Source organism: Amnibacterium sp. (assembly GCF_025463795.1).
GTDB lineage: Bacteria > Actinomycetota > Actinomycetes > Actinomycetales > Microbacteriaceae > Amnibacterium.
The window spans coordinates 41,406-55,645 of record NZ_JAODBE010000053.1 but is presented as its reverse complement, the minus strand read 5'-3'; the positions used below and the strand labels follow the sequence as shown (position 1 = coordinate 55,645).

The following is a 14,240-nucleotide window of genomic DNA, read 5'->3' as shown; positions in this document are numbered from 1 at the left end:
CGGCCCTCCCGCTGCTGCCCAAGCGACAGGCCGCCCGGTGCGAAGGCGCCGAACATGACCACACTTTGACAACACTCGTTCGTCAGAACCGGGGGTCACGCCAGCTCCCAGGATGCGGCGCACAGTGGCTTGGGGCTGAAGATGTGCTGATAGCGAGACTGCGGAGCGACGGTCACGGACTGTGCCGTCTGCCCGCAATCGAGACATGGCGGTGTGAGGCCCGGCGTCGCCGCGCTCACGCGCACGGCGTCGACAGCAATAGCTCCGACATCGTTACGGCCCTGCGGAGCCGTCACCACTCGGTGAGCGTCCACACCTCCGGGCGGAGCGCGGCGCCCTGCACCTCCGCGAACGCGCTCGCCGAGGTCCGGAACTGCGCGAGCGCCTCCTCCTCCCGCCCTGCCGCGTGCAGGAGGTCCGCCATGTGGGAGTGCAGCGCCGCGAGGCGGTGGAGGTCGCCCTGCTGCTCCGCCCGGTCCAACGCCTCCCGGGCGTAGCGGGCCGCGGCGTCCGCGTCGCCGGCCGCGGAGGCCGCGTGCGAGAGGTTGTTCAGCGCGGCGATCTCGAGGTCGCGGTCGCCGATCTCGCGCGCGAGCTCGACCGCTCGGCCGAGTCGGTCCGTCGCGACGGTCCAGTGCCGGTGCGCCTGCTCGATGACACCCAGCACGTTCATCGCCTGCGCGAGCGCGGCCCGATCGCCGTCACCCGTCGCGGCCTCGGCCGCCTCCTCCGCGAGGCGGCCGGCTTCCACCGGATGCCCCATGCGGTGCTCGACGAGCGCGAGATCGGCCAGGATCCGGGCCCGGCGATCTTGGGAGCCGGGAGGGATGAGATCGAGCGCCGAGTGGAGGTGGGCCCGCGAAAGCTTCCAGTCGCCGAGCCGGTCGTGGACCCCGGCGATCGCGTGCTCGATGACCCGCTGCCGAACGGTGTCCCCCTCCGCGAGCGCGACGGCCTGGTCGAACGCGACGAGCGCCTCGGCGTACCGGCCGAGGCGGACGAGCGACGTGCCCATCGCCTCCCGCACCTCCAGCGGCGCGTGGCCGAGAGCCAGCGCCGCCTCGAGCTGCTGGAGGGCTTCGGCATGGGCGGCCAACCGGGTCGAGGCCCTGGCCGCCGTCAGGTACCACGCCCCGGCCTCGTCGTCCCGACCGGCACCGGCGAGATGGCGGGCGACCACACCGGCCGGCGCGGCGATCGGGTCGACGGTCCCGCGGCGGGCGAGCAGGTCGGCGACCCTGCCGTGCAGCAGTCGGCGCCGCGCAAGTGAGAGGCCGGTGAGCGCGAGGTCGCGCATCAGATCGTGCGGCACGTCGTAGCCGGGACGATCGGTGCGTTCGACGAGCAGACCGCGGGCGATCGCGTCCTCGATGGCGTCGACCGTCTCCGCCTCGTCCCGCCCGCAGGCCGCGCGGAGGAGCTCCGGGTCGGCGACCGTCGCGATGACGGCCGCGGCGCCCACCAGCTGCCGGGTCAGTTCGGGTGCCGCGTCGAGCCGGGCGGCGACGAGGTCGCGCACTCCGCGACCCTCGTCGAGCGCACCGACGGCGGCCGCGTACTCGCGAACGAGCAGCGGGAGGCCCCGGGTCCGCTGCAGCACCTCCTGGGCCTCAGGGGCGCGCGGTCCCAGCAGCCGGGCGACCGAGTCCAGGCCCAGCGGCTCGACCTGGATCACCTCGCCGACCTCGGCGATGGCACGGGGCAGCTCCGCCTCACCGCTCCCGCGCGACCAGGTCGCGAGCACGAGGACTCCGGGGGGCAGCCGCCGGACGACGTAGCCCAGGAGGGTGGAGGAGGGGCCGTCGAGCAGCTGCGCGTCGTCCACGACGAGCAGCACGCGCTGATCGCGGCCGATCTCGGCGAGCACGTCCCGAACCGCCTCGTGGAGGCGGCGGAGGTCGCCGGGGCTGCGGATGACCTGGTCGCCCTGCGGGTCGACGATCGGCGCGAGGGCGGCGAACGGGTCGCCCGCGGCGCCGAGGCGGTCGGCGAGCGCGGGATGTGCCGCGAGTAATCTGCGCACCAGATCCGCTGACGCGACGAATGCGAGCCCGCGCTCCGCCGCGTGCCCCGAGATCGCGACCACGGCTCCGCCGTCGGCCGCGCCGTGCTCTGCGAGCCGGCGGACGAGCGCGGTCTTGCCGACGCCGGGGTCGCCGACCAGGCCGACGGCGCGCCCGGTCCTCGCCAATCGCCGCCACGCGGCGTCGAGAGAGGCGAGCTCCGCGTCCCTGCCGACGAGCGCGTCGATCCGCCTGGCAACGGGCGGTGGCGTGCGGGGCGAGACGGGGACGCGCTCGGGGGCGGCGAGACGATCGCCACGGATGTCGTCATGGAGCGCCAGCGTCTCCGGGAGCGGAGGGACCCCGAGCTCGCGGTCGAGCAGCCGCACCAGTGCGCGATAGGCGCCAAGCGCGCCGGGACGGTCGCCCGACCAGGCCAGCACGCGGATGAGGCCGGCGTGGGCCGGCTCGGACAGCGGATCGATCTGCACCCGACGCCGCGCGAACCCCAGCGCGGCAGGAAGACGGCCGTCATCGACCGCCCGGCTCACCAAGCGCGCGAGCAGCTGGGACAGCTCGTCGCGGAGCAGGTCGCCGGTCGCCAGCTGCCAGTCCTCGAACACCGCGCTGTCCCGCAGGGAGAACCCGGCGAGGAACCCGTCGACAGCGAGGTCGGCGGCACGGGTCAGCTCCGCGGTCCCGTTGGCGCGAGCGAGCCGCCGGAACTCGGTCACGTCGCACTGGAGCAGCCCGTGGTCGAGACCGATCGTCGAGGGCGTCGAGATCAGGCACGGGCCGATCGCGGAGGTCACCGACAGCGTCCGCCGCAGCGCCGCCCGCGCCCGCGTGCCGTCCAGCTCCGGCCAGAGCATGTCCGCGAGTGACTCGCGGCTGTGATCGATACCGCTCTCGGCGATCACGGCGAGCAGCGCGAGGGCCTTGCGGGTGTCGAAGCTCACCGGCCGACCGTCCCGGAGCACCCGCGGCGTGCCGAAGAGGCGGAGGTCCACGAGGTCGGTGCGATCGCCCATGACCGCTCCTCCGTAACGCCGGTGACCTCTGGATGCGTTCCGCATGATCGCAGATCGGGAGGCTTCGTAACGATCCCGGAACGGCGCCTGCGCAGGATCGACGTATCGAGCGATCGAGGAGGCGCAGATGACCCGCACGGTCGAGAGCCGCGAGGACGGGAAGGTCGTGACCGATCCCCCGGTCGTGCTGACCCGCACACCTGGCGTCGCCACCGAACCCGCACCTCGGCGCGGGGCTCGGCGACGGGCGGCGAAGGAGGCGCGCGCAGCGCGGAAAGCTGCACGACGCGCGGAGCTGAACCCGACCGACTCTCGCGCGACCACCATCGAGGTCCGCATCGACCCGGGCGATCCCCTCCTCACCTTCCTTCAGGACGCCCCCGGTCCCCTCGAGATCAAGACGCTGCCGCCGACGTCACCTGCCGTCGCCCGGCTGCGGGAGCAGGGGGCCCAGGTCGTCGTGCCGCTCATCACCTCAGGCGAGCTCGTCGGCGTGCTCGCGCTCGGCCCACGGCTCTCGGAGCGCACCTACACGCGGAACGACCGGCGGCTGCTCGACAGCCTCACGCGCTACGCAGCCCCGGCCCTCCGGCTCGGGCAGGTGATGCGGCAGCAGGAGAACGAGGTCCGCGACCGCGAGCGCATCGAGCAGGAGCTGCACGTCGCGCAGCTCGTCCAGCAGCAGTTCCTCCCCGCCGAGCTGCCGGAGCTGGGCGGCTGGCACGTGGCCGCGTTCTACCGCCCGGCGCGGACCGTCGGCGGCGACTTCTACGACGTGATCCAGCTCGCCGACGGCCGTGTGATGGTCGTGACCGGCGATGTCACCGACAAGGGCATCCCGGCCGCGCTCGTGATGGCGAGCACGACCGCGCTCCTCCGGTCCGCGGCGGAGGTGACGAGCTCACCGAGCGAGGTGCTTCGGCGGGTCAACGAGCTGCTGATCCCTCAGATCCCGATGAACATGTTCGTCACATGCCAGGTGCTGGTGATCGAGCTGGACACCGGACGCACGCTCTTCGCGAACGCGGGCCACAACCTCCCGTACATCAGCCGCGCGGGTCAGGTGGTGCAGCTGGCGGCCCGAGGAATGCCTCTGGGTCTCATGCCGGGTAGCCGCTATGACGACGTCGAGACGGTCATCGAGCCCGACGACATCGTGCTGCTGTACAGCGACGGCATCACCGAGCAGCACGACAGGGCCGGCGAGATGTTCGGGTTCGGTCGCACCGGCGAGGTCGTGGCCGGTGCCCGATCGGGCGATGAACTCGTCGACCGGGCGATCGAGTCGCTCTCCGCGTTCTCCGTCGGCGTCGAGCAGGAGGACGACATCACGCTCGTCACGCTCCACCGGGGGCGCTCCTCCGGCTACCACGACACCGTGAGCTTCGCCGTGCCGAGCATCGCGGGCGGCGAGCGCGACGTGATGGACCGGGTCGCCGCGATCGTCGAGGGCGCCCTCCCCGCACGGCGGCTCGAGGACCTGAAGACCGCCGTCAGCGAGACGGCGATGAATGCGATCGAGCACGGCAACCGCGGCGACCAGAACCTCGACGTCGAGGTCGTGGTGCGCCGCACCGCCGAGTCGATCACGGTCGACGTCGCGGACTTCGGCCGGGGTCGTCGGAGCGAGGCCGACATCCCGGACATCGACCTGAAGCTCGCCGGGCTGCAGGCCCCGCGCGGCTGGGGTCTGTTCCTCGTCCGCGAGCTCACGGACCGGGTCGAGGAGATCACCGACGGCGACCGGCACATCGTCCGGCTCGTCATGCACACCACCGAGCACGAAGGGAACGAGTCATGAGCCTGACCTTCGCGACCGAGGAGCGAGGCGGCACGATCGTCGTCCACCTCTCCGGTCGCATCGACCGAGACGCCACCACGGCGTTCGAGGAGGTCGCCGCCTCCACCTCAGCGGCGACGGACATCGAGCTGGTCTTCGACGACGTCGACTACATCAACTCGACCGGGATCGCCATCATCGTCGGCCTGCTCGCTCGCGCCCGCAGCCGTCGTGCCTCCGTCCACGCGACCGGGCTCACGGCCCACTACGTGCACATCTTCGAGATCACCCGGCTGAGCGACTTCATCGAGATCGTCCAGCCGGCGGACGCCTAGGAGCAGGACGTGGCCCTCTCGGCAGCCCGCCTCAGCGTGGACACCTATCCCCCGAACGCCGCCGTCATCCAGGTCGCCGGCGACGTGACAGCGGCCTGCGAGCAGGACCTGATGGCCGCCCACGAGGAGGCGAGCGACACCGGTGCGAAGGTCATCGTCCTGGACTTCACGGGCATGGACTACATGAACAGCGGCGGCATCGGCATGCTCGTCACCCTCCTGGTCCGGGGCCAGCGCCGGCAGCAGCGCATCGCCGCCGTCGGCCTGACCACCCACTACCGGCAGATCTTCGAGCTCACGCGCCTCGACGAGGCGATCGGACTGTTCGACACCACCGCCGCCGCAGTGGCGACGCGGTGAAGGAGGCCGTGATGAGCGACGAGCCGCGCGACGCGGTGAGCTGGGCGAAGAAGGTCGACCGGCTGCACGTCACCGACGAGGTGAAGGCGATCGGTTACAACATCGAGGGTCGACGGGTCGCCGGGCCCCAGCAGGGTTTCGGCCGGCTGTGGCACCGCATCAGCATCGCCGAGTTCGGGCCCACGGTGAGCCCGCAGGCCCTCGTGGCCGACTGGCGGGCGCACTTCGGCTCCTACTGGCCGGCCGGCTCGCGGTTCCACGGCGGTCTCACCGGCATCGCGCCCGGTGACGTCGCCCCGCTGGAGGCCGGTCCGGTCACGACCGGGATCCTCGTGCTGTACGCGGACGACGTGTCGTTCACGTTCATCACGCCGGAGGGCCACATGTTCGCGGCCATGATCACGTTCTCGGCCGAGGAGACGGAGGCGGGCACCCGCGCGCGGATCGACATCCTGCTCCGCACCTCCGACCCGATCTTCGAAGCGGGCTGGTTCGTCATCAAGCCGAGCGAGGACCGGTTCTGGGCCGGCACCCTGCGGAATCTCGCGGCGGCTCACGGCGTCCACCATCCGGCGATCACCCAGACGACCGAGTGCGTCGACGACCGGAGGATCTGGAAGCACTGGAGGAACGTGGTGCGCAACTCCGGCATCCGAACCGTGTGGCACACCGTGACACGAGCTCTGCGCCGGCCGCGGCGGAGCTCACCCGTCGCATGAGCACCACGGCGGATTCCGTCGGGCTGCGCGTGCTCGCGCACGCGATCGCCGCGGTCACGGTCGGCTCGATCACGGTCATGATCATCGGCGGGCTCCTGTCCGGCGAGTCCTTCTCCGATGGCCTGCCCTACCTCCTGCTGCTCGTGGTGACGCTGGCCGTCGGCTGGCTGCTCGCCCTGCGGCTGGCCCACCACCCCATCGGCTGGATCCTGATGGCGATCCCGGCGCTGTTCGTCCTCGTCGCACCTCTCGGGCTGCTCGCCGAGGCGGTGCGGCCGACCGCGCCCGGCCTCGCGCAGTGGATCCTGTGGTACACCGGATCGGACAGGGTCGACTCCTGGTCCTGGGTGCCCCCGGTCTGGCTGCTGCTCGTGCAGCTGCCGCTGCGCTTCCCCGACGGGAGGCTTCCCTCGCCGCGCTGGCGCTGGTTCTCCCGCGTCACCGTCGTCTCGCTCCTCCTCACGATCTTCTACCTCGGCACCAGCTCGAAGACGGTCGACACCGGAGTGCCGAACCCCGTCTACATCGAGGCGATCGGAATCGAACCATCCCTGCAGCTCGTCTTCTTCGGCCTGTTCGCGGCATGCTTCGCGGTCTGCATCTCCTCCCTCGTCGTGCGGTACCGCCACGCGGACGCCCTCGGACGCGCCCAGGTGCGCTGGATGCTCTGGGCCGTGGTGATCGCGATCGCGGCGCTGGTCCTGAGCTGGCCGCTTCCGTTCGAGCTCGAGTGGCTCCAGAGCTGGGTGCTGCTCGCGTACGCGCTGATTCCGATCGCGATCGGGATCGCGGTGCTGCGGTACCGGCTGTACGAGATCGATCGCCTCATCTCCCGCACCGCCGCCTACGCGATCGTGACGCTCGTCGTGATCGGCACCTACGCGCTCGTGGTCCTCCTGATCTCGCTGCTGATCCCGGGCGCGCAGGAGCACACGCCCCCGGTCGTCGTCGCGCTCGCCACCCTCGCCGCCGCGACCGTGTTCCTCCCGGCGCTTCGCTGGATCCGCCGCCTGATCGACCGCGTCTTCAACCGCTCCCAGTACGACGCCGAACGGGTCGTCGTCGCGTTCGGCGAGCGCATCCGCAACGGCGCCGACCCGCACACCGCCGGGATCGATCTCATCGGGGCGGTCGGGCAGACCCTGCAGCCGTCGGCCATCGGGCTCTGGGTGCGGCGGGACCGGCGATGAGGCGCCCGCTCCTCGCGCACGCGCTCGCCGTCATCAGCGTCGCCGGGATCGTCCTGTCGCTCGTCGCCAGCGGCGCGGCCGCGAACACGATCACCTGGGGTCTGCCGATCCTCGTGTTCACCGCGATCACGCTGACGGTCGGCTGGCTGCTGGCCTGGCGCCGACCGGACATGGCGCTGGGCTGGCTGCTCCTGCTGATAGCGCTGCTGTTCGGGCTGCAGGGGCTCGCCGGGTTCGCCGGGTCCGAGCTCGCGCACACCGCGCCCGCTGCGGCGACCTGGCTGCTCTGGTGGGGCGGCGACAACCAGTGGAGCTGGCTCCCTCCGCTGATCCTGCTCGTCACCCAGGTGCCGCTCCGCTTCCCGACCGGGCGGTTGCCGTCGAGCGGCTGGCGCTGGTTCTCGCGGTCGGCGATCCTCCTGGGCGCGCTCGCGTGCCTCGAGGCCATGACCCAGGGCAGGGAGGTGGGTCGCGGCCTGCCGAACCCGACGTACATCGACTTCGGGGATGCGACGGGTGTCCTCGATCTGCTCGGCTTCGCCGTGCTCGTGCCCGCCTTCGTCGGCTCGGTCGCGTCCCTCGTCGTCCGCTACCGGCACGCCCGTGTGGTCGAGCGCACGCAGCTCCGCTGGGTGTTCTGGGCGGCGACCGTCGCCACGTCGATCCTCGTGCTCGGTTCGATCGCCGCGGCGGTCATCGGCCCCTCGGGCGACGACGGCCTGCCGAACCCGGTCGCGCTGACGCTGCAGTACGCGATCGGCTTCGGGTACTCGCTGATCCCGCTGGCGATCCTCTTCGCCGTGCTGCGGCGGGGCCTCTACTCGATCGACCGAATCATCTCGAGAACCGCGGCGTACGCGATCGTCACGCTCGGGACGCTCGCCGTCTACGGCGGCGCGCTCCTGCTCGTGTCCCTCCTGTTCTCCGGGCTGCCCGCGATCGGCGTCGCGATCGCCACCCTCACCGCGGCAGCCGTGTTCCTCCCGCTGCTGCGACTCGTGCGGCGGGTCATCGACCGGCGCTTCGATCGGGCGCAGTACGACGCGCAGACCGTCGTCGAGCACTTCGGCCGACGGGTCCGGAACGGCGCCGATCCGCACACCGCCGGCGCCGACCTGCTCGGTGCGGTCAGTCAGACGCTGCAGCCCACCGCGCTCGGACTCTGGACCAGGGAGGATCCGCGATGAACGATCGCGCACGCGGGCTGCCGGTCCTCGCCCACGTGCTGGCCGGAATCTGCCTCGGGTCGGAGGTCCTGCTGCTCGTCGTCGTGACACCGCGGCACGATCAGCTCATCAACTGGAGCCCGGAGATCGCGGTCTTCACGATGTGCATCATCGGGGTCGGGTGGGTCCTGGCCTGGAAGCGACCACAGGTGGCGCTGGGCTGGATCCTCCTCGCGATCGCGCTGCTCACGACCGCGCAAGGTCCGACCGCGGCGGTCGGAATCGCGACGCTGCACTCCGCGCCGGGGGTCGCTGCGTGGATGCTCTGGTACGGCGGGCAGAGCGTGTGGGCCTGGCTCCCGCCGATCGGGCTGCTCCTCACGCAGCTCCCCCTGCGCTTCCCCGATGGCCGGCTGCCGTCCCCGCGGTGGCGCTGGTTCTCGGGGTACACGATCGGGGCGATCGTCGTCGCCTCGGCGCTGGGCGCCGTACTTCCTCGCCGGATCGACGCCACAGATCTCCCGAATCCCGCCTACCTCGGCTGGGGGCATGTCCCGTCGTCGACCTCGATCCTCGTCGCGCTGCTGCTGCTCGGCACCTCCGGCGTCGGCTCCCTCGTGTCTCTGTTCGTGCGCTATCGGAACGCCGGCTCGACCGAGCGCACGCAGCTGCGCTGGATGTTCTGGGCGTTCGCGATCGTGGTCGGCGTGCTCGTGTCTGGCTGGTTCGAGAACCTGCTCTTCGGTGACGACAGCACGCCCGGAACAGCGGGCGCCGTCGCGAGGGCCTGGGACCTCGTCAGCACCCTCACCTACTCCCTCATCCCGCTCTCCATCCTGTTCGCCGTGCTGCGCACGGGCCTCTACTCGATCGACCGGATCATCTCGAGAACCGCGGCGTACGTCGTCGTCAGCCTCGGAATCATCGCGGTCTACTTCGGCGTGGTGGTCCTGCTGTCGCAGCTGTTGCCGAGACTCCCGTCTGTCGGTGTCGCGCTCGCGACACTCACCGCGGCCGGCGTCTTCCTCCCGCTGCTGCGCCTCGTCCGGCGACTCGTCGACCGCCGGTTCGACCGGGCGCAGTACGACGCCGAGAAGGTCGTCACCGCGTTCGGCGAGCGCATCCGGAGCGGTGTCGATCCGCACACCGCAGGAGCGGATCTCGTGGACGCGATCGAGCGCACGCTCCAACCCGACGCGGTCGGGCTGTGGACGCGGGAGGACCTCCGGTGAAGCCCGGAATCGCGGCCCGCTGTCAGCAGTCGGGCTCCCCGGCGAGGTGCTGACGGTTGTGGCGCGAGGAGCGCGGCGCGCCGCCGGCGGTGGCGGCGGTCTCCGACCGGTTCGGTAGCCTTCGGTCAGCGCGATCGCGTCCGTCCTGAGGTTCGCAGGCAGCGGTGGCCTCCAGAAGATTCCCGAAAAGGCAAACCCGGCGTGAGCCGGGGACGCAAAGCCACGGGGCCCGTAGAGGGTCAGCCGGGTTCCCGAACGAAGAAGGCATCGCTGATGACCTCACTGCGCACCCGTGTGCGCGCGCTTCTGCACGCCACGCTGACTCCTGCTCCCGGCGTCCCCGTCTTGCCGAGCGGGCCACCGTTCGCGCATGCCTCGGGGGCCGACCCGTACCGGCTTCTTCTCATCGGTGATGAATCGGTCGCGGGGCACGGGGTGGCTTCGCACGATCTCGGACCGGCAGGCTGGCTCGCGCGGGAGGTCGCGGAACTCACGCAGCACGGCGTGGACGTGGAGGTTCTGGGCCTCAGCAGCCTGAGCTCGCCGGGCGCTGAGCCCACCCTGACCGAACAGCGCCTACGGCGCGTGGATGCGGCGGTGCTCCTGCTGAACTACCAGGACTTCCCCCACGTCGCCGCGTCGACCACGGATTCGACCCGTCTGCTGGTGTCTCGATTGCGCGATCACCTCACCGCCGCGACGCCGATCATCGTCGTCGCGGCTCCCCCACTGCGCACGAGCCCCGGCTCTTCTCGCCTTCAGGCCTTCAGTCAGCGGCTCCGATCGTCATCCGCCGGCTTCTGCACCGTGGATTTCATCGACCTCGAGGATTCACGCGGACCGATTCACGCGCGGACCCCTTCGGAAACCTATCGATCCTGGGCGAAGCCGATCGCGAAAGGTCTCGTGCCGCGCCTTCACGCACCCAAGCAATGTGGGCCCACGGATGAGAAGGTCGACGAAGCCGTCAGGCAGACCGCGGTTGAGCAGCTGGGGGCGCGAGACGGGGCGTGGACGGCACGGTTCGACCGGTACGTCTCGTACATCCGCGCCGCCTACGGGACGAAGTACGCGGCGCTGAGCGTCGTCGACGAGGAGCACACGCACTTCGCAGTGCGGTACGGATTCGACCGTGCACGCATGCCGAAGCTCGAGACCGTGTGCGGCAGCGCACTTCTCCACCCGTGCGGGCTCCTGATCGGCAATGCTCGCGATGACGATCGCTTTCGGCAGCGCGCGCTTGTTCGCGAGGGGCTCGCAGGGTTCTACGCCGGCTATCCGGTGATGAGCCGCGATGGGCACCCCGTGGGAGTCCTGTGCGTCTTCGATCCGAGCGAACGGAACGTGGAGCAAGGCGATATCGCTCTTCTGCGCGATTTCGCTCTCGGCGTTCAGGAGGAGCTCTGGCGGCCTCCGTCCGCCGTTCTCCCTCTCCATCGCTGAAGAGCTGGATGTTGGGGAGCAGCACGCCTCGCATCCCCCGCTCTGCTTCTGACCCGGACGTTCGCCGGTGGCGCCCGGCAGCTCGCGCTCGGAGTGCTCGCCAAGACCCCCTGGACGGGGAGGCGAGGTGAGCTGGCAGTCGCCGGAGCTGCTGGGACCTCAGCCCGAGAAGGTCGGGCGTCGGTCCATGCTCATGTCCAAGAAGCGCCGCAGCCGGTGGGCGGGCAGCGGATGGCTGATGGCGAAGCCCTGGGCCCGGTCGGCGCCGATGCTGCGGAGGTGCGCGAGCTGTTCGGAGGTTTCGACGCCTTCGGCGACGACCTGCAGATGGAGGCCGTGGGCGAGGCCGACGATCGCGGCGGACAGGTCGACCCCGGTTTCAGGATCTGTTCGAACGAAGGACCGGTCGATCTTGAGTTCCGTGATGGGCAGAGTCTGCAGTTGGGAGATCGCGGTGTAGCCGGTGCCGAAGTCGTCGAGGGCGATGTGGACACCGAGCCGCCGCAGGTGGGAGGCCTGCGCCGAGAGGAGAGCCTCGTCGGAGGGAAGTCGTGTCTCGGTGAGTTCGAGGGTCAAGGCGCCCGCCGGCAGGCCCGCGGCGTCGAGTTCGACCATCACGTGGTCGGCGAAGCCCGGCGAGGCCAGTTCATGGGCGGATACGTTGACGGACATGCCCAGATCAGGCAGATGACGACGGAGCTCGGCTGCGAGCACGCAACTGGTGCGCAGGATGTGACGGCCGAGGACCGCGATGTCACCCGTCGCCTCGGCGAGCGGGACGAAGTCCTCTGCGGCCAGGATCCCGAGGTCGGGATGAGCCCAGCGGGCGAGGGCTTCGACGGCGACGATCACGCCGGTCTGCAGGTCGAGTTGAGGTTGGTAGTAGGCCTGGATCTGATCGCGGTCGGTCGCATCGGCGAGGTCGGCTCGGATCCGCTGCTCTGGGGCGACACCATCGGCCGCTGTCGGGGGACGTCGACGCCCTTTTCGCCAGTACATGCCGGCGTCGGCGGTTCGGATGATCTCCTCGGCGGCGACCTCCGCGGAAGCGTGCCCGCTGTCGCTGATCGCGACCCCGGTCGAGAGTCGGACCCGCAGATGGTTCCCGTCGACGATGAGGGGCTCCTGCAACGTGCGGTCGAGGCGGCGCACGACGGCGTCGACCTCGTCCCGACCGTGGATCTCGGGGAGAAGAACCATGAACTCGTCCCCGCCGACGCGGGCGACGATGTCCCCGTCTTCGAGTGCGGCCTTGAGGCGCGCCGCCACCTGTTGAAGGACGCGGTCACCGGCGGGGTGGCCGAGGGAGTCGTTGGTGCGCTTGAACTCGTCGATGTCGCAGAAGATGACTCCCACCTCGGTTCCCGCCACCCGGTGTTGGAGGGCTTCGGCGAGCCGCTGCTCGAACACCGTCCGGTTCGGAAGGCCGGTCAGCGGATCGCTGGTCGCCGCTTGCTGAACCTGCTCCAGCAGGTGGGCGTTGTGCAGCGCGATGGCCGCGATCGCCGACAGCTCGGACAGTCGGGCACCCAGGTCGGGGCCGATCCGCTCGGGCCCCGCCGTTTCTGCCCAGGAGGCGATCAGGAAGCCGGGCAGCTCTCCGGCCGACGGCATCGGCATGGTGAGGATCGTGTTCACGCCGAATTGCTTCAGCAGCGCTTTCGCCCACGAGGAGGCGTTCCGCTCGTTCAGGAGGGTGGGCTGGTGCAAGGTGATGACCTGTTCGAGCTCGGGGCTCTCCTCCGCCGTGACGCTGAACGCGCGGGCCTCCTCCAGCATCGACGCGTGGTGCCCGGTCAACGCGAGCATCGATATGCGTTTCGCCACCGGATCCCATTCGGCGACGGACGCTCGATCCGCGTCACACAGTTCCGGGACCGCGTCGGCGACGGCCTGCAGAAGAGCCGCGATGCTGGTGTGCTGAGCGAGGGTCCGGGCGAGATCGAGCAGGACCCGATACGTGGCCCGCTGCTGCACGGTCTCGTGCAGCAGCCGTTGCGTGTCGATCCGGTCCGTCGCGTCGCGCTGGAGGACGACGTACTGCGTCACCGCACCCGGCTCTCCCACCGGCGCAATGGTCAGATCGCTCCAGAACGGCTCGCCGGATCTCCGCTGGTGCCGGACCGTGCCGGCGAACGGGCGTCCCGCCGTGAAGCAGTCCCTGATCCGGCCGGATGTGGCGGCATCGGTGTCCGATGCGATCAGCGACGCACAGGGGCGCCCGAGGACCTCGGAGGCTCGATGGCCCGTGGTGATGGTGAACGCCGGGTTGCAGTAGAAGACCACCCCGGCGGCGTCGGCGAGCAGGATCCCGATGGGCATGACATCGAGCGCCGAGTGGGGCAGCTCTGTCGCCCATTCCCCCGCCTGCACGACCCCAATCATTCACCGTGCCCTCGAGCCTGTCGCGTGTCGGCGGGGACTGCCACGATGTCGCGAACGATGCAGGAGGCACCATGTCGACCGTTCTGAACCCCTACCTCAACTTCCGCGGCACCGCCAGGGAGGCGATCGAGTTCTACCGCAGCGTGTTCGGCGGGGAGCTGCAGATCAGCACCTTCGGGGAGTTCCACGCCGCCCAGGATGCGAGCGAGGAGTCGCTCGTGATGCATTCCCGGCTCGTCACCACGTCCGGCTACGTGCTGATGGCCTCGGACACCCCCGACCGCATGGAGCTCACCGTGGGCAACAACGTGTCCGTGTCCCTCGGCGGCGAGGAGCGCGCGGAGCTGGAGGGCTACTGGAACGGCCTCAGCGAGGGCGCGACCGTCCTGATCCCGCTCGCGGCGAGCCCGTGGGGCGACAGCTTCGGCATGCTCACCGACCGGTTCGGTGTGAACTGGCTCGTGAACATCGCGGGATCCGCGGAGCAGGGCTGACCGGCGGCGGCCCGATCCTGGGTGTGCCGCTCGTCCTGCAGTCGTGCGCCGAGGGCGCGACCCGGTGCGACGACCCGGTCGGCACGGTCGGCCTGCGCCGGA

At 70.7% G+C, this 14,240-nt stretch carries 11 protein-coding genes and 1 riboswitch; of the genes, 9 read left to right on the top strand and 2 right to left on the bottom strand.

The features are described 5' to 3' along the window. Positions 1–292: 292 nt before the first annotated feature. The gene (locus JWQ92_RS04840) at positions 293–3,034 is read right to left on the bottom strand and encodes an AAA family ATPase (RefSeq protein ID WP_297343330.1); all 2,742 of its coding nucleotides are present in this window, start codon (positions 3,032–3,034) and stop codon (positions 293–295) included. A 127-nt stretch (positions 3,035–3,161) separates the two neighbouring features. On the opposite strand from JWQ92_RS04840, the gene JWQ92_RS04835 reads away from it, so the two are divergent. From JWQ92_RS04835 to JWQ92_RS04800, 8 genes are all read left to right on the top strand, one after another. Continuing rightward, positions 3,162–4,835 carry a SpoIIE family protein phosphatase gene (locus JWQ92_RS04835; protein WP_297343329.1) on the top strand — a complete coding sequence of 558 codons (1,674 nt, stop codon included), beginning with the start codon at positions 3,162–3,164 and terminating at the stop codon, positions 4,833–4,835. After that, the gene (locus JWQ92_RS04830; protein ID WP_297343328.1) at positions 4,832–5,149 is read left to right on the top strand and encodes an STAS domain-containing protein; all 318 of its coding nucleotides are present in this window, start codon (positions 4,832–4,834) and stop codon (positions 5,147–5,149) included. Before JWQ92_RS04835 ends, JWQ92_RS04830 begins: the two co-directional genes overlap by 4 nt. Positions 5,150–5,158: 9 nt before the next feature. Beyond that, complete coding sequence (locus JWQ92_RS04825) at positions 5,159–5,509, top strand: STAS domain-containing protein (RefSeq protein WP_297343327.1); 351 nt, start codon at positions 5,159–5,161, stop codon at positions 5,507–5,509. 11 nt (positions 5,510–5,520) lie between these two features. Then, the gene (locus JWQ92_RS04820) at positions 5,521–6,228 is read left to right on the top strand and encodes a hypothetical protein (RefSeq protein ID WP_297343326.1); all 708 of its coding nucleotides are present in this window, start codon (positions 5,521–5,523) and stop codon (positions 6,226–6,228) included. Next, on the top strand, positions 6,225–7,418 hold the full coding sequence (locus JWQ92_RS04815; RefSeq protein ID WP_297343325.1) for a hypothetical protein: 1,194 nt from the start codon (positions 6,225–6,227) through the stop codon (positions 7,416–7,418). Before JWQ92_RS04820 ends, JWQ92_RS04815 begins: the two co-directional genes overlap by 4 nt. Further along, positions 7,415–8,605, top strand: a complete 1,191-nt coding sequence (locus JWQ92_RS04810; protein ID WP_297343324.1) for a hypothetical protein — start codon at positions 7,415–7,417, stop codon at positions 8,603–8,605. Before JWQ92_RS04815 ends, JWQ92_RS04810 begins: the two co-directional genes overlap by 4 nt. Then, a complete protein-coding gene (locus tag JWQ92_RS04805; RefSeq protein ID WP_297343323.1) occupies positions 8,602–9,816 on the top strand; it encodes a hypothetical protein in 1,215 nt (404 codons plus the stop codon). Before JWQ92_RS04810 ends, JWQ92_RS04805 begins: the two co-directional genes overlap by 4 nt. A gap of 179 nt (positions 9,817–9,995) precedes the next feature. Further along, a riboswitch (cyclic di-GMP riboswitch) is annotated at positions 9,996–10,072 on the top strand. A gap of 17 nt (positions 10,073–10,089) precedes the next feature. After that, positions 10,090–11,259 carry a GAF domain-containing protein gene (locus JWQ92_RS04800; RefSeq protein WP_297343322.1) on the top strand — a complete coding sequence of 390 codons (1,170 nt, stop codon included), beginning with the start codon at positions 10,090–10,092 and terminating at the stop codon, positions 11,257–11,259. A 159-nt stretch (positions 11,260–11,418) separates the two neighbouring features. Here JWQ92_RS04800 and JWQ92_RS04795 read toward each other — a convergent pair whose 3' ends face one another. Beyond that, positions 11,419–13,644, bottom strand: a complete 2,226-nt coding sequence (locus JWQ92_RS04795; protein ID WP_297343321.1) for an EAL domain-containing protein — start codon at positions 13,642–13,644, stop codon at positions 11,419–11,421. Positions 13,645–13,715: 71 nt separating this feature from the next. Between JWQ92_RS04795 and JWQ92_RS04790 the strand changes: the two genes are divergently transcribed. After that, positions 13,716–14,138, top strand: a complete 423-nt coding sequence (locus JWQ92_RS04790; protein ID WP_297343320.1) for a VOC family protein — start codon at positions 13,716–13,718, stop codon at positions 14,136–14,138. The last annotated feature ends 102 nt before the right edge of the window (positions 14,139–14,240 follow it).